This is a genomic window from Sphingomonas sp. Leaf343, from assembly GCF_001423765.1.
GTDB lineage: Bacteria > Pseudomonadota > Alphaproteobacteria > Sphingomonadales > Sphingomonadaceae > Sphingomonas.
In genome coordinates, this window is record NZ_LMPG01000001.1 from 626,111 (window position 1) to 646,362 (window position 20,252).

Below are 20,252 nucleotides of genomic sequence, written 5' to 3' on the forward strand. Positions count from 1 at the left end.
ACGAGCGAACGGCGCGTCAAAGAACCCGAGAGGCCCTAACTCGAAACCTAGGCCGCGGTCCCCCCGACCGTCAGTCCCTCGACCAGCAGCGTCGGCTGACCGACACCCGCCGGCACGCCCTGACCGCCCTTGCCGCACACGCCGATACCCTCGTCCAGCGCGAAGTCGTTGCCGATTCCGGTCACCTTGGTCAGCACCGTCGGGCCGTCGCCGATCAGCGTCGCACCCTTGATCGGCGCGCCCAGTCTGCCGTCCTCGATCATGTACGCCTCGGTGCAACTGAACACGAACTTGCCCGACACGATGTCGACCTGTCCGCCACCGAAGCTCTTGGCGAAGATGCCCCGCTTCACACGTGAAAGCAGCTCGGCAGGATCGTCCTTGCCGCCCTTCATGAACGTATTCGTCATCCGCGGCATCGGCGCGTGGGCATAGCTTTCGCGCCGACCGTTGCCCGTCGCCGCCATGCCCATCAGCCGCGCGTTGAGCCGGTCCTGCATATATCCTTTCAGGATGCCGTCCTCGATCAGCACCGTCTCGCGCGTCGGCGTGCCCTCGTCGTCGATCGACAACGATCCGCGACGATCGACCAGCGACCCGTCGTCGACGATCGTGATCCCCGGCGCGGCTACCCGCTCGCCTAGCCTGCCCGAAAATGCGCTCGTACCCTTGCGGTTGAAGTCGCCCTCAAGACCGTGGCCGATCGCCTCGTGCAGCAATACGCCCGGCCAGCCCGGCCCGAGCAGCACCGTCATCTCGCCCGCCGGCGCGGCGACCGCGTCGAGGTTGACCAGCGCCTGCGCCAGCGCCTCGTCGATGCCACGGTTCCACGTCGCGTCCTCGAACAGGCGATCGTAGAGATAGCGCCCGCCGATCCCGAACGTGCCCGTCTCGCGCCGGCCGTTCTGCTCGACCACGATCTGGATGTTAAGCCGTACCAGCGGTCGCACATCGGTCGCGACGAAGCCGTCCGGCCGCACGATCTCGACCACGCTCCACGATCCCGACAGCCCGACCGACACCTGCGCCACGCGCGGATCGCGCGCACGGGCCGCGGCGTCGATCGTCTGGCAGAGGTTTACCTTGTCGGCGAAGGGGATCAGGTCGAGCGGATCGGCATCCGTGTAGAGATGCCGGTTGTTACCCTGCGGCGGCGCAGCCTTCGCGGAGGCGGACGGGTCGATCAGCGCCATCGTCTGCGCCGCGCGCTTGATCGCCGCCTCGCTTACCTCGTTAGCGTGCGCAAACGCCGTCGTCTCGCCCGACACCGCACGCAGGCCAAAGCCGGCGTTGGTGTCGTAGCTGGCGGTCTTCAGCCGCCCGTCGTCGAAGCCGAACGCCTCCGACTTGCGATACTGGAGGTAGAGTTCGCCGTCGTCCGCCTTGCCCAGCGCATCGGCCGCCAGCGACTGCGCGGCCTCCGGAGCGAGATCGCGGTACAGGAAGGAGCGGGGATCGAGATATACCATACCGGTAATATAGGCACCGGTTCGCGAACGTCCATGCGGTTCAGGCGCTGCCCTCGGTCACGTCGGGCAGCCGTGCCTGATCAACGCCGTCCGCCGGCCCGCCGATCAGCACGAAGCGCCGGTCGCAATAGCCGCAGTCGACGTAACCGAGTTCGTCGATCTGCAACCACACGCGCGGATGGCCCAGCGCGGCCCCGCCGGGGATGTCGGCAGCGCCGTCGCAGGCGACGCGGGGCTGGCTGGTGCGGGTGACTTCGAGCGGCGGGGTCATGACCTCCGAATAGCGAGGAGCCCCCCCGAACCGCAAGAAAGATTGTGGCGAGGCAAGCCGAAGCCTAACGGGATTCGCCATGACCTCGATATCTTCCGATGCAGCGATCTCCATCAACGGCCTGTGCAAGACCTATCAGGGCGGCAAGCGTGCGCTCGACGGGGTGACGTTCGACGTGCCCCGCGGTCAGATCTTCGGGCTGCTTGGCCCGAACGGCGCGGGCAAGTCGACGCTCATCAATATTCTCGCGGGCCTCGTGAACAAGACCGGGGGGCAGGCGTCGATCTGGGGCTTCGACATCGACGCACACCCGCGCAACGCGAAGGCATCGATCGGGATCGTCAATCAGGAGATCCTGTTCGATCCCTTCTTCACGCCGGTCGAGACGCTGGAGATCCAGGCCGGCCTGTACGGCGTGCCGAAAAAGGACCGCCGCTCGCTCGACCTGCTGCGCGCGGTGCATCTGGAGGACAAGGCGAACGCCTATGCCCGGACGCTGTCGGGCGGCATGAAGCGGCGGCTGATGGTGGCCAAGGCGATGGTGCATTCGCCGCCCGTGCTGGTCCTCGACGAACCGACCGCGGGCGTCGACATCGAACTTCGCCAGCAGCTCTGGGCCTATGTCCGCGAACTCAACGCGGGCGGCGTCACCGTCGTGCTGACGACGCATTATCTGGAGGAGGCGGAGCAGCTCTGCGACCGCATCGCCATCATCAACCACGGTCGCCTGATCGCCAACGAACCCACCCGTGATCTTGTCGGCCGGGCGCAGGAAAAGGTCGTCGCCGTCACCGTCGACCGTGACCTGACCGCCGCACCCGATGCCCCCTGTTTCGAAAAGATCGTGCTGAAGGGCACCCGCGTGCTGGAGATCACCTATTCCAAGGCGCGCGTGAATGCCGGTGAAGTGCTGGCCGCGGTGCAGGCCGCCGGCGTCGGCATCGTCGATGTCTCCACCCGCGAACCCGATCTGGAGGATGTGTTCCTGTCGCTGACGCGCTCGACCGCGGCATAGGTATCAAACCGACGCGCTAGACCGCCGGATCATGGGCTGGCAGATAGCATGGAAAGGGGATCGCTCATGATCGGTATGGCGTTCGCGCTATTGCTTCAAGCCGGGGTAGTATCCCCGCCGGCCCTCGCGCCGGCTCCTGCTCCCCCGCTATCCACGCCGCCATCGGGGCAGTCGCACCCGCCGGGTCCCGGACATCCACCCGAAGGCGCGATGCACGGACTGATCGCGATCTTCGACATGGTTTGCAATCGCCTGTTCCCCGACGATCAGGCGCTGAACAAGCTCGACGCCGCTTCCGAATTACGATCTCTCAAGCCCTCGGAGGTCGGTGATTTTCTCGGCAAGGACCCCGGCCGTGGCTGGATCACGGCGCCCGGGCAGCCACCGATCATCATCACCGTCGAAGCCCCGCCGATCCATGCCTGCGCCGTGCGCATGCTCGGGACCGATGGCGAGATCGACGAGGCGATGTGGGGGCGCATCGTCGATGCCGCGAAACGGCGCTCGGGCGGCGGTTTCACCGCGATGCCGCCGCAGGATATCGTCCTTGGGACCATGCAGACGCACGTGATCGGTGAACAGAAACGCAACGCCGATGGCTCCGCCGAGACGTTCTACCTCATGCGCATGAAGCCGGCCGATCCGAAGAAGGCGCCCAAGGCCGGCATCGAACTGCGGCTCGTGCACCAAATGGTGGCCGCGACACGCTAAGCATCCACAAGACGCGGTTCGAGCACGCAGACGGTACGATCCACTCCCATCGGCGATGATTTCGCCCCTGCCGCCGCAACCCGTTGGCACTTCCGTGTGTTGCGGCGCAGCATAAGCAGGTGATTGATGGAGTGCGCCTTGCCTTTTCTCGTCAGCCCGACGCGCTTCATTCTGCATTACGTCCGGGTGCGGCCGTGGATATTCCTCGCGCTGGCGCTGCTGGTGGCGGGTGCGTCGATCTGCGCGATCAGTGTCCAGTACGCGATGAAGCTGCTGATCGACGCGATGACCGGTCCCGACCGCATCCGCTCCGCCGTCTACGACGCGCTCGCCGCGTTCCTGGGCCTGGTGGTGCTGGAAAGTCTGCTCCAGCGCGCGGCAGCGCTGACGCTGGGGCAGGCGACCGTGGCGTCCGGCGTCGGCATCCGGCTGGACATGATCGATTATCTGACCGGTCATCAAATGCCGTTCTTCCAGAACCAGCGCGCCGGCTCGCTCGGCCACCGCGTGTCGGGGCTTGCGGGGATCTTCGGCGCGATCGTCCACCGCCTGTTGCAGGAGGTGACGCCGCCGCTGATCGTGTTCGTCGGCGCGATGATGATCTTCACCACGATCGATATCCGCATGGCGATGGTGCTGGGCGCTATCTTCGTCGTCGTCACCGCCGGTCTCGTCATGCTCGGCCTGCGCGGGCACGTCCATCACAAGGCGTTCGCGGAACATGCCGGTACCGTCGGCGGCGAGCTGGTCGATTTCATCGGCAATATCTGGGTCGTGAAGGCCTTCGCGGCCCGCCAGCGCGAATTATCCAGACTCCAGGGGTTCCTCGACGACGAGGCGAGCGCGCAACGTCGCGGCTGGTTCTTCGTCGAGCGGATGCGCGGTCTCCACGATCTCGCGCTTGCGATCCTCGTCGGTGGCACGCTGGTCTGGGCGATCGGCCGCTGGTCGACCGGCGCGATCACCACCGGCGATGTCGTCATCATCAGCACGATGACGTTTCGCATCCTCCATGGCTCGCGAGATCTGGCGATGGCGCTGATCGATACCAGCCAGCAGTTTAGCTATCTGCGCGAGACGCTGGACATCATCGGCGTGCCGCAGACGCTGAGCGATGCCGACGATGCCGCCCGACTGCGCGTGGGCGAGGGCGAGGTCGAGTTGACGAACGTCACGTTCGGCTATGATCCGCGCCACCCCGTGCTGCACGACCTGTCACTCGTCATTCCCGCGGGGCAGAAGATCGGCGTCGTCGGTCCGTCGGGTGCGGGCAAGTCGTCGCTGCTCCAGTTGATCCAGCGCTTTCACGATCCTCAGGCCGGCCATCTGTCGATTGATGGCCAGCGCATAGACGGCGTCACGCAGGAAAGCCTGCGCGACACGCTGGCGGTCGTCCCGCAGGAGGTGCTGCTGTTCCATCGCACCGTCATGGAGAACATCCGCTTCGCCAGGCCGGACAGCAGCGACGAGGAGGTGCACCGCGCTGCCGAGGCCGCGGGGTGCGACGAGTTCATCCGTCGCCTGCCGCACGGTTACGACAGCATCGTCGGCGAGCGCGGCGCCAACCTGTCGGGCGGTCAGCGGCAGCGGATCGGCATCGCCCGCGCCTTCCTGAAGAACGCCCCCGTCGTTCTGCTCGACGAGGCAACGTCGGCGCTCGATTCCGAATCGGAACTGGAGGTGCAGAACGGGCTGGAGGCGCTGATCCGCAACCGCACCGTCATCGCCGTTGCGCACCGCCTGTCGACGATCGCCAATTTTGATCGCGTCATCGTCGTGGTCGATGGCCGCGTCGTCGAGGACGGCGCCCCGCAGGAACTGCTCCGCCGGCCCGGCGGCGCTTTCCGGCAACTCTGGGTGATGCAGGTCGAGGGGCTGGACCGCTCCACTGGCATCTCGTCCGCGGGCCAGCGCCTGCGCCACCTCTCCGATCAGAGCCGGCAGCATATCCAGCGCATGATGCGCAGCGCCTGGCAGGGCGTCACCGAGCGGGCCTGAGGCAGTCTGCTGCCCTTTCCTCGAGGGGAGCTAGGCGTTTGTCATCGGCGGGATAGCTCCAGGCACACAAAATCGGACAGGCCATCAATCCTGATTCTCGTAAGCCAGTTGCAGCACGCCCCAATGCTCGCCCTCAACGAAGATCGACGCGATTACCTGTTTCAGCAGCATGACGCCGCCGCCTGCGACCGGCCGACGATAGGCCTTGAGGCAGAAGGGCGTTTCGATCCGTACCTGCACCGCCGTCTCGGGATAGTCGTAGATCAGGCCGGCGCGCGAATGTTCGCTGTTCCAGGCCGGATGGCCGGGACGCTGCGGTCTGGACCGTTCGGGCATGGCAACCGCGCCGAAACAATGGCGGTCGGTGAAGCTCATTCCGAAGAAGCCGGGCAGCGTCCGCGCCGCTTCCTGATGCGGGCGTGCCAGCCCCGTCAGCAGCGCCATCGCCGGATGCGTGAACAGCGGCGGATCGCTGCCCTCGACCGGCGTATAGGTCTGGCCGAGGATCGTCGCGCGCGTGATCTCGCCCGCCCTGATCGCCTCGGACAATCCGTCCGACACCTGCCGCGCGACGTCCAGTCCGAACCGGATATAGGGGCGATCGGGAATATCCGCGTCGCTCTCCGCCAGCATCTGCAACAGCCCGTTGGTGTCGCCGCTGACCCCCGATACCCGCTCCGACAGATGTTCCAGCCCCAACGCGTTGTCCGACGACGTGCTGGACAGCGCCGACAGGCCCGACTCCACCTCCTCGACTGCGACGACCATCGATCCGATGCTGTCCGCGACGGTTTCGCTGTTACGGGCGAGGTCGTCCATCAGCCGCGCCAGCCGCCGCACCAGCGACTCGATGTCCTTGGTCCCGCGATGTGCCGACTGCGCCTTGGCCACGCCGACATCGACCCGGTTCAGCATCGTGTCGGCCTCGCTCGCCAACGTGCCGATCGATCCGTTGATGAGCTTGGTCGCGACCGCCGTCTGCGCGGCGAGCTTCTTCACCTCCGCCGCGACCACCGCGAACCCGCGCCCGGCATCGCCCGCCCGCGCCGCCTCGATCGTGGCGTTCAGCGCCAGCATGTTGGTTTGCTTGGCGATCGCGTTGATCGTCTCCGTCACCTGACCGACTTCAGCCAATGCAGAGGTGAACGCGTCCAGCCCTTCATGGATGTGGCTGACCTGGGAGATCAGCTCGACCACGTCGGCGGTCGCCGCGTTGATCTGGACGTTCGAATCATCAATGACGACATACGCGCCCGCCGTGTTCGCCCGCGCCTCCTGTGCCGCATCGGCGACATTGTTCACCTCGCGTGACAGACGATGCGTCTGCGCCTCGACGCGCTCGATCGTCGTGGCCTGCGCCGTGACGCGGTCCGACAGGGCTGAGATGTCCGCCTGCAGATCCAGGGTCCTGATGCCCAGATCGCCGGAAACGCGCGCGGCTGCTGTAATGGTCTGGCTGAGGGACAAGACAATATCCTCACTGGAGCTGAACTCCTACGCCAACATGAGTTAAGAGGTTGTTATCCAGCAATCTTTCGTGACTGCGGCCTGCCGACGCAGGTGGTCGTGCGGGCGTCCGTTGCCGCGGTTCTCCGCTGTTCTCAGGTGCTTCCATCCTCACCCTCTGTCCTGCACGGCGCTTTCGTGTCACAGACCCGTCATGCGCGCCTCGCCCTTTCGCCACCCCGATGTCGCCGATCGTGCGCGTTGGACTGACCTTGGCCTGACCTTCCGATCCGCCGCCGCGCGATGAGCCGGGCCGATATTCTGATCGTCGGGTCCGGCGCGGCCGGGCTGACGGCAGCGCTCAACCTCGCCGAGCGGTTCCATGTCACGGTGTTGGCCAAGGGGGCGCTGAACGAGGGGTCGACGGCCTGGGCGCAAGGCGGGATCGCCGCGGTGCTGGAGCCGGGCGACACGTTCGACAGCCATATCGAGGATACGATGATCGCCGGCGCGGGCCTGAACGACCGCGCCACCGTCGAATTCGTGGTCGAACGCGCGCCCGCCGCGATTGAGCGGCTTCAGAAACTGGGCGTTCCGTTCGCGCAGGAGAATGACGTCCTCCACCTGACGCGCGAAGGGGGCCATTCCCACCGCCGCATCGTCCACGTCGCCGACGCGACTGGCTGGGCGGTGCAGGAGGCGCTGCAACGCGCGGCCGAGGCGCATCCGAACATCACCCTCGTCCCCGATCAGGTTGCGATCGATCTCGCGACCAGCCGGCACGAGGAACGCTATTCGGGCGCGGGCCATGTCTGGGGCGTCTACGCGCTCGACCGCCGCACCGGCCGGGTCGAGGCGCATGTCGCGCGCGCGACGATCCTGGCGACCGGCGGGGCGGGGCGCACCTACCTCTTCTCGACCGCCCCGCGCGGTGCGACGGGGGACGGTATCGCGATGGCATGGCGCGCCGGCGCGCGCGTGTCGAACATGGAATTCATGCAATTCCATCCCACCTGCCTCTACCATCTGGAGGTCAAGAACTTCCTGATTACGGAGGCCGTGCGCGGCGAGGGCGGGCGGCTCATCAATCCCTCGACCGGCAAGCGGTTCATGTCGGAATACGACGCCGAGCGGATGGAACTGGCCCCGCGCGATGTTGTGGCGCGTGCGATCGACGCGGAGATCAAGCGCTACGGTCTCGATTACGTCCACCTCGACATCAGCCACCAGCCGCCGGACTTCGTCCGCGCCCATTTCCCGAACATCCACGAAAAGCTGATCGGGCTTGGCATCGACATGACGAAGGAGCCGATCCCGGTCGTGCCCGCGCAGCATTATACGTGCGGCGGCATCATGGTCGATCGCGACGGTCGCACCGACCTGCCCGGCCTCTATGCCGCGGGCGAGTGTACGCAGTCCGGGCTGCACGGCGCGAACCGGCTGGCGTCCAACTCGCTGCTCGAATGCTTCGTGTTCGGGGAAGCGGCGGCGGCGCACATCGCCGACTGCTGGGACGAATTGCCCGCACCGCCCGCGATCCGCGCGTGGGACGAAAGCCGCGTTACCGACTCCGACGAAGAGGTCGTCATCAAGCAGAACTGGACCGAAATTCGCCGGTTCATGTGGAATTACGTCGGCATCGTCCGCACGACCAAGCGGCTCCAGCGCGCCGCCAACCGCATCCGCATGATGACCGACGAGGTCGGCGACTATTACGGCCATTTCCGCGTCACGCCCGACCTGATCGAACTCCGCAACCTGCTGCAGACGGCGGAGCTGATCGTGAAGTCCGCGCTCCACCGCAAGGAGAGCCGCGGGCTGCACTATACGCTGGACTACCCGGAAACGGATACGGAGGCGGTCGACACGATCCTGGTGCCGTAGGGTCTCAGTCCCCGTCCGGCCCCAGCGTCGCATCCAGATCGCGCGGCCGTGTGAACGCCCCAAGCGTCGCCGCGCCCGGGCGCAGGTCCGCCCACTCGCCCTCCCACATCATCGTCGCCACCGCCGCGGTCGGATATTTCGCCTCGACCGCGTCGCGCAGGTCGCCACCGTCCGGAACGAGATCGAGGACCAGATCCTCCAGCCCCGGATTATGTCCCACCAGCAATACCGCGCCGGCCTGCGTGGGCAGGTCCCGGATCAGGTCGAGCAGGGTTGCCGACGATGCCAGATACACGCGCTTGTCCCACGCCGGGGCCAGCACCTGCCCGTAACCGGACTCCACCTCCACCAGCGTCTCGACGACGCGCAGCGCGGGCGAGGCGAGAACATGGTCGAATTTCGCGCCCTGCGTCTTCAGGAAGCGACCCATCACCTGCGCCGCGCGGCGGCCCTTGGGGTTCAGCGGTCGATCGAAATCGCGGGGAACGGTGTCGTCCCAGCCCGACTTGGCGTGGCGCAGCAGCGTCAGCGTCTTCATGGCGTCTCCGTCAGCCGGCTTGATCTGCGTCATGCCCGATCCGGACGGTGGTGGAAAGCCGCTCGGCGACCCGCGCGACCGCGTCTTCCAGCGTGACCCGCGAAACTTGCACGCCGGAAGGAAACGCATCCAGCAACCGCGACGGCATTGCCGCCGACAGCAGCACGAACGCGCCGCGATCGTCCGCCCGCCGGATCAGCCGCCCGAACGCCTGCGCCAGCCGCGCGCGGACGATGCGGTCGTCATAGGCCGACCCGCCCCCCGCCAGCTTGCGCGCGGCGTGCAGCACCGTCGGTTTCGGCCACGGCACTCCTTCCATGACGACGAGGCGCAGCGACGTGCCGGGCACGTCGACCCCGTCGCGCAGTGCATCGGTGCCCAGCAGCGACGCCGTCGGATCGTCGCGAAAGATATCGACCAGCGTCCCCGTGTCGATCGGATCGACATGCTGCGCGTGCAGCGGCAGGCCACCGCGCGCCAGCCGGTCGGCGATCCGCGCATGCACTGCGCGCAGCCGCCGGATCGCGGTGAACAGCCCCAGCGTGCCGCCGTTCGCCGCCTCGATCAGTCGCGCATAGGCGTTGGCGAGTGCCGGTATGTCGCCGCGCTTCACGTCGGTGACGATCAGCACCTCGGCGTTGTTGGCGTAATCGAACGGGCTCTCGACCTGAAACCGGGCGGGTGCGCGCGCCAGATGCGGAGCCCCCGTCCGCGCCTCCGCCACCGACCAGTCGCCGCCGCCGGTCAGCGTCGCCGACGTGACGAGCGCGCCGTGCGCCGGCTTCAGCACGATCTCCGCGAACGGACGCGTCGGGTCCAGCCACCGGCGATGCAGGCCGATGTCGTACTCGCGCCCCTCGACCCGTTCGACCGACAGCCAGTCGACATGATCGGGATCGACCGGCCCGCCGACCCGCGCCAGCAGCGCCAGCCACGCCGCGACCGTCTCCGCCCGCCACCCGATCGACGCGATCGCCCCTTCGACCCGCGCCCGCGCCTGTCCATCGAGCCAGTCCGGCCCCTCCGCCAACACCGCCTCCAGCCGCCGCCCCAGCGTCACCAGCGGCCGCACCAGCGCATCGAGTGCGGCGGCGGCGGGGGCGGCGGCCTCGATCAGCTCGGGCGTCGGTTCGGCCAGTTCGGTTTCCAGCCCATATCCTGCGTCGCCCGGCTGTTCGGCGCGTGCGTAGGTCAGGCCGCGTACCGCCGCGAGCAACGCCTCGATCGGCCCGAACGGCTGCCCCTCGTTCAGCCGCCCCAGCCAGCCATCAGCCGCCAGCGCCTGCGCAGCCTGCACCGCATCGGCGATCGCGACCCCGCCCGCCTCGTCGTAGCTGGCGACATCCGACAGGCGCGCCTGCAACCCGCGCCGCCGCCCGCGCCCGCCCGCTTCGGGACCCAGGATCCAGCGGCGCAGCTCGATCGTCTCCGATCCGGTCAGCGCCACGCCGAACATCGCGTCGGCCGCGTCGAACAGATGGTGCCCCTCGTCGAAGACATAGCGGGTGGGCCGCGTCGCCACCTCGCGTCCGCGCGCGGCGTTGACCATCACCAGTGCATGGTTGGCGATGACGATGTCCGCATCCGCGCTCGCCCGCGCCGCGCGCTCGATGAAGCATTTGCGGTAATGCGGGCACCCGGCATAGACGCATTCGCCGCGCCGGTCGGTCAGCGCCGCCGGCCCATTGCGCCGGAACAGCGTCGGCAGCCAGCCGGGCAGGTCGCCGCCCACCATGTCGCCGTCTGCACTATACGCCGCCCAGCGCGCCACTAGTTGCGCCAGCACCGCGGCCCGGCCCGCGAAGCCGCCCTGCAACGCATCCTCCAGATTCAGCAGGCACAGATAGTTCTCGCGTCCCTTGCGCGTCACCACACGCTCACGTCGCAGCACAGGGTCGGGATAGAGTCGCTGCGTCTCCGCCGCCAATTGCCGTTGCAGCGCCTTGGTATAGGTCGAAATCCACACCGCGCCGCCCGCCCGTTGCGACCACAGCGAGGCGGGCGCGAGATAGCCCAGCGTCTTGCCGATGCCGGTGCCCGCCTCCGCCAGCACCATGTTCGGCGACTCGCGCACGGCGCGCGGCGCGAAGGCGGCGGTCGCGGCGGCGGCATAGGCCCGCTGCCCCGGCCGTTCCTCCGCCAGTCCGCCGGTGAGTTCCGCCAGCCGCGCCTCGCTGTCGCCCGGCTCGATCTCGATCGTGCGCGGCGCAGGGCGGGGCGCACCCTCCTCCCATTCCGGTAAGCGCGAAAACAGCCAGCGCTCGTCCACCTGCGGCTTGACGATACGCGGTCCGACGACGGGGGCCCACGCCCATCTCAGCCGGCCGAGCGACTGGACCGACGCCCACGCCCCCTCCCGCTCGCACCAGTCGCCGTCGGGCACCGCCAGCAACGCCGCCGTCGCCTCCAGCAGGAACGCCGCCACGTCCTCGTCGCGCTCGGGCGGCGACAGGTCGACCGCGCGCCCAAGTCCGGCCGGCGTCGGCACTGCGAACCGTGCGGGATGCAGGAATGCGTAGAGTTCGAGGATGTCGAGGCCCGACAGTTCCGCGTAGCCCAGCCGCTGCCCGACCAGCGGCGCGTTCAGCAGGATCACCGGCGTATCGGCGGCGACGCGGATCGCCTCGCCACGTCCTACCGGCCGCGTGCCTTCGGCGGTCGCAATCCAGATGCCGCCATGACTGGCGTGAAGGGCGGGGTAGGGGGACACGTAACCGTTCTAGCGGAACGAAGCGTGAATGCTAGAGAATGCCGTGCCCGTCGATCGTCAGGTCCGGCAACGTCGCGCTCTGCAATGCCCCCGCCAGCGAGACTATCCGGCTGTCGGCGTAGCTGCCGTCCACCGGCGTCCAGAACTGATGCACTTGCCGCCCGTCGACATCGACCACCCAATATTCGGGGATGTTGTTGACGGCATACAGCGTGCGCTTTCCGCCCAGATCCCGTCGCAGCGTGCTGTCGGAGACTTCGATGACGATCGCGACCTGCTCGACCCTGAAATAGCTTCGATCCGCCACCGCCCGCGCGATCAGGATGTCCGGGTTCGGCAGATTATGGGGCGGCAGTGCCAGGCTCGCCTCGGGCAGGGCCATGAGCGGTGACGCCATCGCTTCCAGCGCCACCTGCAATCGGAAGGCCAATCTGGCCTGAACGACGGTATGCGCCTGAAACTGGGCATTCACGGTGATGATGGCCCCCTCGACCAGCTCGACCTTCTGGTCTTCGAACGCGCCGGCCCGGTCGAGCAGTTCGTAATCCTCGATACGCAACCTGAACGGTTGCAGGTCGGATGACGGCATCATGTTCATGGCGATACGCTTCTATCACTCACGCGGGCCGACCCCAAGCCTTTCAGCGCAACGAGCGCGCGATCAGATCCTTCAGCCGCGCCAGCATTCCCGGCGTCCGTTCGCCCAGCACGCCGCGCGCGTCGGGCGGCAGATGCGCGACCGGATCTGCGGCGTGGAAGACATAATGGTCGAACATCGCTCGCCACGCCTCGCGCTCGCGCTGAGGCACCGGCCCCAGCGTCAGGATCGCGTGGTACAGCGCGCTCAGCGGCGTCGTCGTTCCCGCCGGCGCATCCCGCCACCAGTAATTGACCATCGCACCGATCTCATCCAGCCCGCGTACCGCGTGCCACCAGAGCGAGGGCATATACAGCACGTCGCCCGGCTCCAACTCGGCGACCTGCGCCTGCTCCAGCGCCGCGGCGAACTTCGGATGTCGGGCGAAATCGGGTGCATCGACATCGACCAGGCTCGATGGCTGCCCCGCCAGCGTCAGGTCGAGCGGTCCGACATACAGGTTCGCGACCTGATCGGTCGGAAATAGCGTGAACCGCCGCCGCCCCGCCACCACGCACGCCAGATTCTGCGGCAAGTCCCAGTGCGCTGCCGTCTTCGTCCGGTTGCCCAGCCACAGCGACACCAGCATCCGCCCGTCCGCATCCAGCAGCGGCATCGCGTTCTCGGCGCGAAAGCCGGGCACATGCTTCGCCACCGGCAGCGCGCCGGCATAGATCGCGAACGGGCTGGCGCTCCCCCGCTGGCGCAGCAACAGGTCGAGCAACTGGTCGATCGTCGCCAGCCGCCGGTCGTGATTATACCCTTCGAAATCCTCGCTGAAGCCGAACCGCCCGTCGATCGCCGGATCGCCGAACCACGCCTCCGCCGGCTCGTCCGTCGCCCGCGCACGCAGATACGCGGCCAGCGCCTCCGCCCCCTCGCGCGCGGCCGTCACGATCGGCCAGTCCGCCACCAGCCCGCGTAGCACCGCGGGTCGTCCCGCGGGCACGATCTCCGCCTCGAACCGCGCGCGGTCGATCTCGTAATATTCCGGAACGCTGCTCGTCACGGCCCACAGGGTAGCAGCGCGCCGCAGGTGGAGCTAGGAGCCGGGACGATGGTCGACGAAACACTGAGAACGGAGGCGCTGGCCTCCAAGGCATGGCCCTTCGAGGAGGCGCGCAAGCTGCTCGCGCGCTATCCGGATGGGAAAGCCAGCGGCCCGATCCTGTTCGAAACCGGCTATGGCCCCTCGGGCCTGCCGCATATCGGCACCTTCAACGAAGTGCTGCGCACGACGATGGTGCGTCAGGCGTTCCACGCCCTGTCCGATCAGCCGACGAAGCTGATCGCGTTCAGCGACGACATGGACGGCCTGCGCAAGGTGCCGGACAACGTGCCGAACGGTGACATGCTGCGCGCGCATCTTGGCAAGCCGCTGACGACGATCCCCGATCCGTTCGGCACGCACGACAGCTTCGCCGCGCACAACAACGCCCGCCTCCGCGATTTCCTTGATCGCTACGGCTTTGAGTACGAGTTCGCCTCGTCGACCGAATATTACACCGGTGGCCGCTTCGACGAGGCGCTGAAGCTGGTGCTGCGCCACTTCCAGGGCATTCAGGACGTGATGCTGCCGACGCTGCGCGCGGAACGTCGCGCCACCTATTCGCCAGTGCTGCCGATCAGCCCGACGACGGGCGTCGTGTTGCAGGTCCCCGCCGAGGTGGTCGACGCCGATGCCGGCACGATCACGTTCGTGGATGAGGACGGTCAGCGCATCGTCCAGTCGGCGCTGGGCGGCCTGTCGAAGCTGCAATGGAAGGTCGACTGGGCGATGCGCTGGGTCGCGCTCGGCGTCGATTACGAGATGGCGGGCAAGGACCTGATCGATTCGGTCGTGCAGTCGTCGAAGATCGCCCGCGTCCTCGGCGGCCGCCCGCCGGAGGGCTTCAACTACGAGATGTTCCTCGACGAGCATGGCGAGAAGATCTCGAAGTCGAAGGGCAACGGCCTGTCGATGGACCAGTGGCTGACCTACGGCCCCGAGGAATCGCTCGCCTTCTTCGCCTATCGCGAGCCGAAAAAGGCCAAGCAATTGCACATGGGCGTGATCCCGCGCGCCGTGGACGACTATTGGCAGTTCCGCGCCAACTACCCGGCGCAGGATCTGAAGCAGCGGCTCGGCAACCCCGTCCACCACATCCATGACGGCAACGTCCCGACCGAAAAGCTGCCGGTGACGTTCGGGCTGCTGCTCAACCTCGCCAGCCTGCCGGGCGTCGGCGATGCGCAGACGATGTGGCGCTTCCTGCAACGCTATGATGCCGGCCTGTCGCCGGAAGCGAACCCCGCGCTCGACCGGCTGGTCGGCTATGCCGTCGCCTATAGTCGCGATTTCGTCGCGCCGACGCTCGTCCGCCGCCCGCCGACCGACGCGGAGCGCGTGGCGCTGACCGAACTCGATGCGGCGCTGGCCCAACCGGTCGAGGGCGATGACATCGCCGGCGCCTTGCAGGACCGCGTCTACGAGATCGGCAAGGCGCATTACGGCAAGGAGGCGCTGCGCGACTGGTTCAAAACCCTGTACGAGACGCTGCTCGGATCGTCGCAGGGCCCGCGCATGGGCAGCTTCTTCGCGCTCTACGGCGTCGACAACAGCCGCACGCTGATTGCGGAGGCGATGGCGCGGTGACCGTTCCGCCTAGCTGACGACGCCGTCGGTACAGCGGATACGCATTCCCTTGGTCGTCACCAGCGCGGTTTCGCCGGGTTGCGCCTCGACCCGGCCGTCGCCCTTGCTGCTCGATACGACCAGGATCATCGGGCGGTCGACGACGCAGCGATATTCGGCCTTGGTCACGGTGCAGGCGCGCCGCAGCGTGGCTGCGTCGTCGGCAGACGGATTTCCCACCGGTTCGACGCTGAACCCGATCGACGCGGAGCCGCCGAGGAATGCCGCCTTCAGACCCGAGATGAGCCGGCCTTGCCACAGGTCCGGTTTGCTCGTGGGGCTCAACCCGATCTGCGGCGCGAGCCGCGCGCAGAAGCTCGGCCGCCGTTGCTGTGCCGCGGAGGCGCTGCTTCCGATAATCGACGGTATCGCGACGATCGCCAGTTTCATCCACCACTCCCCGGAACTCGCACGGTCCCCCCGGCGTGTCGGAACGATAGGGACGTTAGACGACAGGTGCGTGACAACCGCCGGTCCGACCCGGCTGATGTCGCCGGTCGTGTCGCGGCACTTAGGGGGCACCGGATCGCGCCGGCCCTCCAAGCCGTATTCAGAACGCGCGTCCGATCGGCTAGGCCCCTTCGCATGATCCGTCGTCGTCCTCTCTCCCCCCTTCGCGCCTTCCTCGTCGGAGAGGCGGGGGGCGGGGCCGTGCTGATGGCGGCGGCGGTCGTGGCCATGATCGCGGCCAACCTGCCGGCGACCGCGCCTGTCTATGAGGCGTTCCTGCACTGGACCACCGGCCCGACGATCGCACCCGCGCTGGGGCCGATGACGGTGCATCTGTGGATCAACGATGCGGCGATGGCCCTGTTCTTCCTGCTCGTGGGACTGGAGATCAAGCGGGAGCTGATCGACGGCCAGCTCGCCAACCCGAAGAAACGGCGCTTGCCGGTCATCGTCGCGGCGGCGGGAATGGCCGTTCCCGCGTTGATCTATCTTGCGGTCGCCGGCGGCACGCCCGGCCTCGCGCGCGGATGGGCGATCCCGGCGGCAACCGATATCGCCTTCGCGGTCGGCATTCTCGCGCTGCTCGGCAGCCGGGTGCCGCCGTCGCTGAAGATCTTCCTGACGGCGGTGGCGATCGTCGACGACATGGGCGCGGTGGCGATCATCGCGCTCGCCTACACGCCTGCGGTCGATCTCGGGGCGCTGGCGGCGGCGACGGGGACGCTGGCTGCGATGATGGCGCTCAACCGGCACAAGGTGGGCAGCGTTTGGCCGTACATGCTCGGCTTCGTCGTGCTCTGGTATTGCGTGCTGCTGTCCGGGGTCCACGCGACGGTGGCGGGCGTGCTGGCGGCGGCGGCGATCCCGCTGACGCTGTCGCCGGGGGTGCCGGACGAACCCGATTCGCCTCTCCACCGGATCGAACACGCGCTGGCGGGGCCGGTCCTGTACGGGATCGTGCCGCTGTTCGCCTTCGCCAATGCCGGCGTGTCGCTGCGCGGGCTGAGCCTGGAAACGCTGTCGCATCCGCTCGTCGTCGGCATCGCCGCCGGGCTGTTCGTCGGCAAGCAGGCGGGGGTGCTCGCCGCGATTTGGCTGGCGGAACGCTTTGGACTGGCGAAGCGGCCGGGCGGCGCGGGCTGGACGCAGGTCTATGGCGTCGCGCTGCTGGCCGGGATCGGCTTTACGATGAGCCTGTTCATCGGCCAACTCGCCTTTCCCGACAATCCGGTGCTGGCGGAGGAGGTGAAGCTGGGCGTTTTGGGCGGATCGATCGCCTCCGCGGTGATCGGCTATTGCGTCCTGCGCCTCGCCGCCTCCAAAATCCGGTGATGCAACGCTTCTTTGCCCCCGCCCAGCTCAGCCACGCGCCCGCCCGCGAACTGCACAATGGCGACTTTGCCGATTATGCCGAGACGCCTGCGCGTGCGGAGGCGATCCTGCGGGCGATCGGCGGCGCGGACCAGCCGGAGGATCGCGGCGAAGCCGCCATTCTCGCCGTGCACACCCCGGACTACATCGCCTTCCTGAAGGATGCCGCGCGCCTGTGGCAGGCGGCGGGCCGCCCCGGCGACGCCATCCCCTACGCCTTCCCGATCGTCGGCCGCCGTCCGCTGAAGCTCGACCGTATCGACGCGTTGCTCGGTCGCCACGGCTTCGATGCCACGACGCCGATCACGCCCGACACCTGGACGGCCGCCTATGCCAGCGCGCAGACGGCGCTCGCCGCCACTTACGCGGTTCTCGGCGGAGAGCCGGCGGCATTCGCGCTCTGCCGGCCGCCGGGCCACCACGCCGGCGCGGATTATTGCGGCGGCTATTGCCATCTGAACGTCGCCGCCATCGCCGCACAGGCGGCCCGCGACGCGGGAAAGGAGCGGGTCGCGATCCTCGACATCGACTATCATCATGGCAACGGCACGCAGGATATCTTCTGGACGCGCGACGACGTTTTCTACGCCTCCGTCCACGCGGACCCGGCATCCGACTATCCCTTCTACTGGGGGCATGCCGATGAAACCGGAGAGGGTGAGGGCAGGGGAGCGACGCTCAACCTGCCACTGCCGCATGGCACGACGCGCGAGGTATTCCGCGCCGCACAGGCGACGGCGCTGGACGCGATCGCGGCGTTCGATCCCGGGTTGCTGGTCGTCAGCTTCGGCGCGGACACGTGGGAGGGCGACCCGATCTCCCGCTTCGCGCTCACGACCGCCGACTACCCCGTGCTCGCCGCCGACATCGCCGCGCGCGGCTGGCCGACGGTGATCGTGATGGAGGGGGGCTATGCCGTCGATGCTCTGGGAACGAACGTCGCCGGTTTCCTGTCGGGCTTCGACGGCTAGGCGGCGGAGGTCGCGCGGCGTCCGTGGAACAGCCACAGCGTCGCACCCGCCAGAACCACCGCGACCGCATCGATGGCGATCGGCCCCGCCGTGACGGGACGCAACAGGACGACATGTCCGATCGCCGTCCCCAGGATCGCGCTCAGGGCGACCGCGCGCAGCCGGACCGCCGTCGCCAAGCCCGGCCGGACCAGCGCGCCGACCAGCATCGCCAGCATCAACCCCCAGAACCCGGCCGCGAGGGGCGCATCCGGTCCGGCCGCTCCACGCAGCCACAGCGCGCCGAGCAGCGCCAGCGGCGTGCCCCACACCACCACCGCCCAGCATGCGGCCATGCGGCGGCTGTGCAGCCCGCGGCGGCGGCGCTTCTCCAGCCACAGCGACGTACCCGTCGCCGTGATGACGCACAGCCCCACGCCGAGCAGCATGTAGACCAGCTCCACCGCCAGCCCGCCGAAATTGCCGAAGTGCAGGTTGTACGCGGACGCCGCCGCCTGCCGTCCGATCGGCCCGTCGGACAACCCGACCTTGCCATGCGCCACGCCGCGCCCGTCGAAGACATAGGTTTCGCCGTAGATCAGCCGGCGAGGATGTTCGGCGATGATCTGGACGTGCTGGCCGCGCGTGCCGGGGTCATGGGCGATCACATAGGTCGGCGTGGTGCCCGGAGCCTGCGCCGCCTGATTGCGGATCGCCGCGGCCAGATCGGGGAGGGGCCCGCGCGCGGCATCGGGTTTCGGTTCGTTGCCGAAGATCGTCGCATAGACCGGCTCGATCGCGCCGTTGGTATAGGCGCGCGCCAGCAGGGTCGCACCGACGCTGCCCAGCCCGATGAACGCCCCCGTTAGCGCAATCGCCAGCACGAACGGCAGCGTCCACACGCCCAGCCGGTTGTGCCAGTCGGCCCGCGCCAGTTGCCCGTCATGCCTCGTCCGCAGACGGAACGCGTCGCGGATGATCCTCGGATGCGCGAGCACGCCAGTCACGACCAGCCCAACCAGCAGCACGCCGAACGCCCCGACCACGATCAGGCCCAGTGTCGCGGGCAGATGCAGATATTCGTGCAGGCCGATGACGAATTCGGTCCAGGCATGCGCTTCCCGGCCGACGACCCTGCCCGCGCCGTCGACGTACCACGCACCGTTGTCGGTCGTCACGACGGCACGCGGCAGGTCCGGCGTCGGCATCCGGATATACAGGTGCGTCGTGCGTGGCTTGCCCGCCTCGCTGGCTGCGACGGCGATCATCGCCGCCTGCGCCGCCGCTGGCGACAGCGTCGCGGTTTCGGCGATGTTGGGCTGTTCCCAGCGTTGCCAGCGATCGTGGATCACGATCACCGATCCGGTCAGGGCGATGATGTAGAGCAGCGCGCTGGCCAGCAGCCCGATCGCGGCGTGACCGCCCAGCGCGCGCTGCACCAGCGTCGCGGGCGGGGGTGCGACAGGCGTGGCGGCCTTGATCCTGAAGGGCGCGTTCATGCCACGCTCCAGAACAGCATTCCGAGCAGGGCGGCCGATGCCGGTGCCGCGATCATGCGGGACGGGCCGGCGCGCGTCATCTGCACGGCGATGATGATGGCCCAGGCGATCGGCTGCAGGAACAGGGTCAGTACGACCGCGTCCGTTTCCACCGCGCCCGCCCGCCGCGCCGCCGCCTGAACGCCGAACGCCAGCCATTGGGCGGCGACGAAGGCGACCGGTACGACCAGCACGAATACGGCGACGCGCGCGACGATCTCCGATCCGCGCCGGGGCAGGGCGATCGCCGCCGCGACGCGGGCGGGACGCTGGGGCCGCGCCGGGGATGTCCAGCCCGCGTACAGGACCATGGCGAGCGCGGCGACCAAACCCGTCAGCGTGACGACCGCCAGACCCCACGCACCGTCGGCCAGCGTCGCCGCGATGCACGCCCCCGCTGCCGCGACCCAGCCGAGCGGCGCACAGGCACGCCGTCCGTCCCAGCCGAAACGGACGAGGATCATCGCCGCGGCCGCGACGATCATGGCGGCGACGATCGTCATGCCTGCACGCTCGCGGATCGGCCCGCCTGGCCCGATCGCCTCGACAAGCTGGGCATCATTCTGGGATTTCCGGTCGGCTGCATCAGC

The 20,252-nt window shown here is 68.2% G+C and carries 17 protein-coding genes; 7 read left to right on the forward strand and 10 right to left on the reverse strand.

What is annotated here, in order from left to right:
- Nucleotides 1–47: 47 nt before the first annotated feature.
- Together tldD and ASG07_RS02645 are read right to left on the reverse strand one after the other, a co-directional pair.
- Nucleotides 48–1,469 carry a metalloprotease TldD gene (gene tldD / locus ASG07_RS02640; RefSeq protein WP_055841746.1) on the reverse strand — a complete coding sequence of 474 codons (1,422 nt, stop codon included), beginning with the start codon at nucleotides 1,467–1,469 and terminating at the stop codon, nucleotides 48–50.
- A gap of 40 nt (nucleotides 1,470–1,509) precedes the next feature.
- Complete coding sequence (locus ASG07_RS02645; RefSeq protein WP_055841749.1) at nucleotides 1,510–1,740, reverse strand: zinc-finger domain-containing protein; 231 nt, start codon at nucleotides 1,738–1,740, stop codon at nucleotides 1,510–1,512.
- Nucleotides 1,741–1,819: 79 nt separating this feature from the next.
- Here ASG07_RS02645 and ASG07_RS02650 point away from each other — a divergent pair, with 79 nt between their 5' ends.
- From ASG07_RS02650 to ASG07_RS02660, 3 genes are all read left to right on the forward strand, one after another.
- Nucleotides 1,820–2,755, forward strand: coding sequence for an ABC transporter ATP-binding protein (locus ASG07_RS02650; RefSeq protein ID WP_055841752.1), 936 nt, complete (start codon nucleotides 1,820–1,822; stop codon nucleotides 2,753–2,755).
- 210 nt (nucleotides 2,756–2,965) lie between these two features.
- Complete coding sequence (locus ASG07_RS02655) at nucleotides 2,966–3,466, forward strand: hypothetical protein (protein ID WP_055841755.1); 501 nt, start codon at nucleotides 2,966–2,968, stop codon at nucleotides 3,464–3,466.
- Nucleotides 3,467–3,604: 138 nt separating this feature from the next.
- The gene (locus tag ASG07_RS02660) at nucleotides 3,605–5,464 is read left to right on the forward strand and encodes an ABC transporter ATP-binding protein (RefSeq protein WP_055842929.1); all 1,860 of its coding nucleotides are present in this window, start codon (nucleotides 3,605–3,607) and stop codon (nucleotides 5,462–5,464) included.
- An 84-nt stretch (nucleotides 5,465–5,548) separates the two neighbouring features.
- On the opposite strand, the gene ASG07_RS02665 is transcribed toward ASG07_RS02660, so the two are convergent.
- Nucleotides 5,549–6,931, reverse strand: a complete 1,383-nt coding sequence (locus tag ASG07_RS02665; RefSeq protein ID WP_082474437.1) for a methyl-accepting chemotaxis protein — start codon at nucleotides 6,929–6,931, stop codon at nucleotides 5,549–5,551.
- Nucleotides 6,932–7,213: 282 nt separating this feature from the next.
- Here ASG07_RS02665 and nadB point away from each other — a divergent pair, with 282 nt between their 5' ends.
- Nucleotides 7,214–8,794, forward strand: coding sequence for an L-aspartate oxidase (nadB, locus tag ASG07_RS02670; protein ID WP_055841758.1), 1,581 nt, complete (start codon nucleotides 7,214–7,216; stop codon nucleotides 8,792–8,794).
- A gap of 4 nt (nucleotides 8,795–8,798) precedes the next feature.
- Here the strand turns inward: nadB and ASG07_RS02675 are convergent, their stop codons facing one another.
- Genes ASG07_RS02675 through ASG07_RS02690 form a run of 4 tightly spaced genes read right to left on the reverse strand, consistent with a single transcriptional unit; the run spans nucleotide 8,799 to nucleotide 13,688 of the window.
- Nucleotides 8,799–9,332, reverse strand: coding sequence for a SixA phosphatase family protein (locus ASG07_RS02675; RefSeq protein WP_055842933.1), 534 nt, complete (start codon nucleotides 9,330–9,332; stop codon nucleotides 8,799–8,801).
- Nucleotides 9,333–9,342: 10 nt separating this feature from the next.
- A complete protein-coding gene (locus ASG07_RS02680) occupies nucleotides 9,343–12,042 on the reverse strand; it encodes an ATP-dependent DNA helicase (RefSeq protein WP_055841760.1) in 2,700 nt (899 codons plus the stop codon).
- 31 nt (nucleotides 12,043–12,073) lie between these two features.
- Nucleotides 12,074–12,634: a Uma2 family endonuclease gene (locus ASG07_RS02685; protein WP_168377294.1), complete on the reverse strand. Its 561-nt coding sequence runs from the start codon at nucleotides 12,632–12,634 to the stop codon at nucleotides 12,074–12,076.
- A gap of 49 nt (nucleotides 12,635–12,683) precedes the next feature.
- Nucleotides 12,684–13,688 carry a cupin-like domain-containing protein gene (locus ASG07_RS02690; RefSeq protein ID WP_055841771.1) on the reverse strand — a complete coding sequence of 335 codons (1,005 nt, stop codon included), beginning with the start codon at nucleotides 13,686–13,688 and terminating at the stop codon, nucleotides 12,684–12,686.
- A 48-nt stretch (nucleotides 13,689–13,736) separates the two neighbouring features.
- Here ASG07_RS02690 and ASG07_RS02695 point away from each other — a divergent pair, with 48 nt between their 5' ends.
- Nucleotides 13,737–15,314 (forward strand): lysine--tRNA ligase, encoded by a 1,578-nt coding sequence (locus tag ASG07_RS02695; protein ID WP_055841774.1) that lies wholly within the window; start codon nucleotides 13,737–13,739, stop codon nucleotides 15,312–15,314.
- A 9-nt stretch (nucleotides 15,315–15,323) separates the two neighbouring features.
- Here the strand turns inward: ASG07_RS02695 and ASG07_RS02700 are convergent, their stop codons facing one another.
- Nucleotides 15,324–15,743 carry a hypothetical protein gene (locus tag ASG07_RS02700; protein WP_055841779.1) on the reverse strand — a complete coding sequence of 140 codons (420 nt, stop codon included), beginning with the start codon at nucleotides 15,741–15,743 and terminating at the stop codon, nucleotides 15,324–15,326.
- Between the two features lie 195 nt (nucleotides 15,744–15,938).
- On the opposite strand from ASG07_RS02700, the gene nhaA reads away from it, so the two are divergent.
- Both nhaA and ASG07_RS02710 read left to right on the forward strand, forming a co-directional pair.
- Nucleotides 15,939–17,135 (forward strand): Na+/H+ antiporter NhaA, encoded by a 1,197-nt coding sequence (gene nhaA, locus ASG07_RS02705; protein ID WP_055841781.1) that lies wholly within the window; start codon nucleotides 15,939–15,941, stop codon nucleotides 17,133–17,135.
- The gene (locus tag ASG07_RS02710; protein ID WP_055841785.1) at nucleotides 17,135–18,145 is read left to right on the forward strand and encodes a histone deacetylase family protein; all 1,011 of its coding nucleotides are present in this window, start codon (nucleotides 17,135–17,137) and stop codon (nucleotides 18,143–18,145) included. The genes nhaA and ASG07_RS02710 overlap by 1 nt, the downstream gene beginning before the upstream one ends.
- On the opposite strand, the gene ASG07_RS02715 is transcribed toward ASG07_RS02710, so the two are convergent.
- Nucleotides 18,142–19,623, reverse strand: a complete 1,482-nt coding sequence (locus ASG07_RS02715) for a PepSY-associated TM helix domain-containing protein (RefSeq protein ID WP_082474439.1) — start codon at nucleotides 19,621–19,623, stop codon at nucleotides 18,142–18,144. The genes ASG07_RS02710 and ASG07_RS02715 overlap by 4 nt on opposite strands.
- Entirely contained in the window at nucleotides 19,620–20,165 is a 546-nt protein-coding gene (locus ASG07_RS02720) for a hypothetical protein (protein WP_156361704.1), read from the reverse strand. Before ASG07_RS02720 ends, ASG07_RS02715 begins: the two co-directional genes overlap by 4 nt.
- Between the last annotated feature and the right edge of the window lie 87 nt (nucleotides 20,166–20,252).

Coding starts and splice junctions, on each gene's coding strand:
- tldD (WP_055841746.1), bottom strand. CDS start 1,469: ATGGTATATCTCGATCCCCGCTCCTTCCTGTACCGCGATCTCGCTCCG.
- ASG07_RS02645 (WP_055841749.1), bottom strand. CDS start 1,740: ATGACCCCGCCGCTCGAAGTCACCCGCACCAGCCAGCCCCGCGTCGCC.
- ASG07_RS02650 (WP_055841752.1), top strand. CDS start 1,820: ATGACCTCGATATCTTCCGATGCAGCGATCTCCATCAACGGCCTGTGC.
- ASG07_RS02655 (WP_055841755.1), top strand. CDS start 2,966: ATGCACGGACTGATCGCGATCTTCGACATGGTTTGCAATCGCCTGTTC.
- nadB (WP_055841758.1), top strand. CDS start 7,214: ATGAGCCGGGCCGATATTCTGATCGTCGGGTCCGGCGCGGCCGGGCTG.
- ASG07_RS02675 (WP_055842933.1), bottom strand. CDS start 9,332: ATGAAGACGCTGACGCTGCTGCGCCACGCCAAGTCGGGCTGGGACGAC.
- ASG07_RS02685 (WP_168377294.1), bottom strand. CDS start 12,634: ATGATGCCGTCATCCGACCTGCAACCGTTCAGGTTGCGTATCGAGGAT.
- ASG07_RS02695 (WP_055841774.1), top strand. CDS start 13,737: ATGGTCGACGAAACACTGAGAACGGAGGCGCTGGCCTCCAAGGCATGG.
- ASG07_RS02700 (WP_055841779.1), bottom strand. CDS start 15,743: ATGAAACTGGCGATCGTCGCGATACCGTCGATTATCGGAAGCAGCGCC.
- nhaA (WP_055841781.1), top strand. CDS start 15,939: ATGATCCGTCGTCGTCCTCTCTCCCCCCTTCGCGCCTTCCTCGTCGGA.
- ASG07_RS02710 (WP_055841785.1), top strand. CDS start 17,135: ATGCAACGCTTCTTTGCCCCCGCCCAGCTCAGCCACGCGCCCGCCCGC.
- ASG07_RS02715 (WP_082474439.1), bottom strand. CDS start 19,623: ATGAACGCGCCCTTCAGGATCAAGGCCGCCACGCCTGTCGCACCCCCG.
- ASG07_RS02720 (WP_156361704.1), bottom strand. CDS start 20,165: ATGACGATCGTCGCCGCCATGATCGTCGCGGCCGCGGCGATGATCCTC.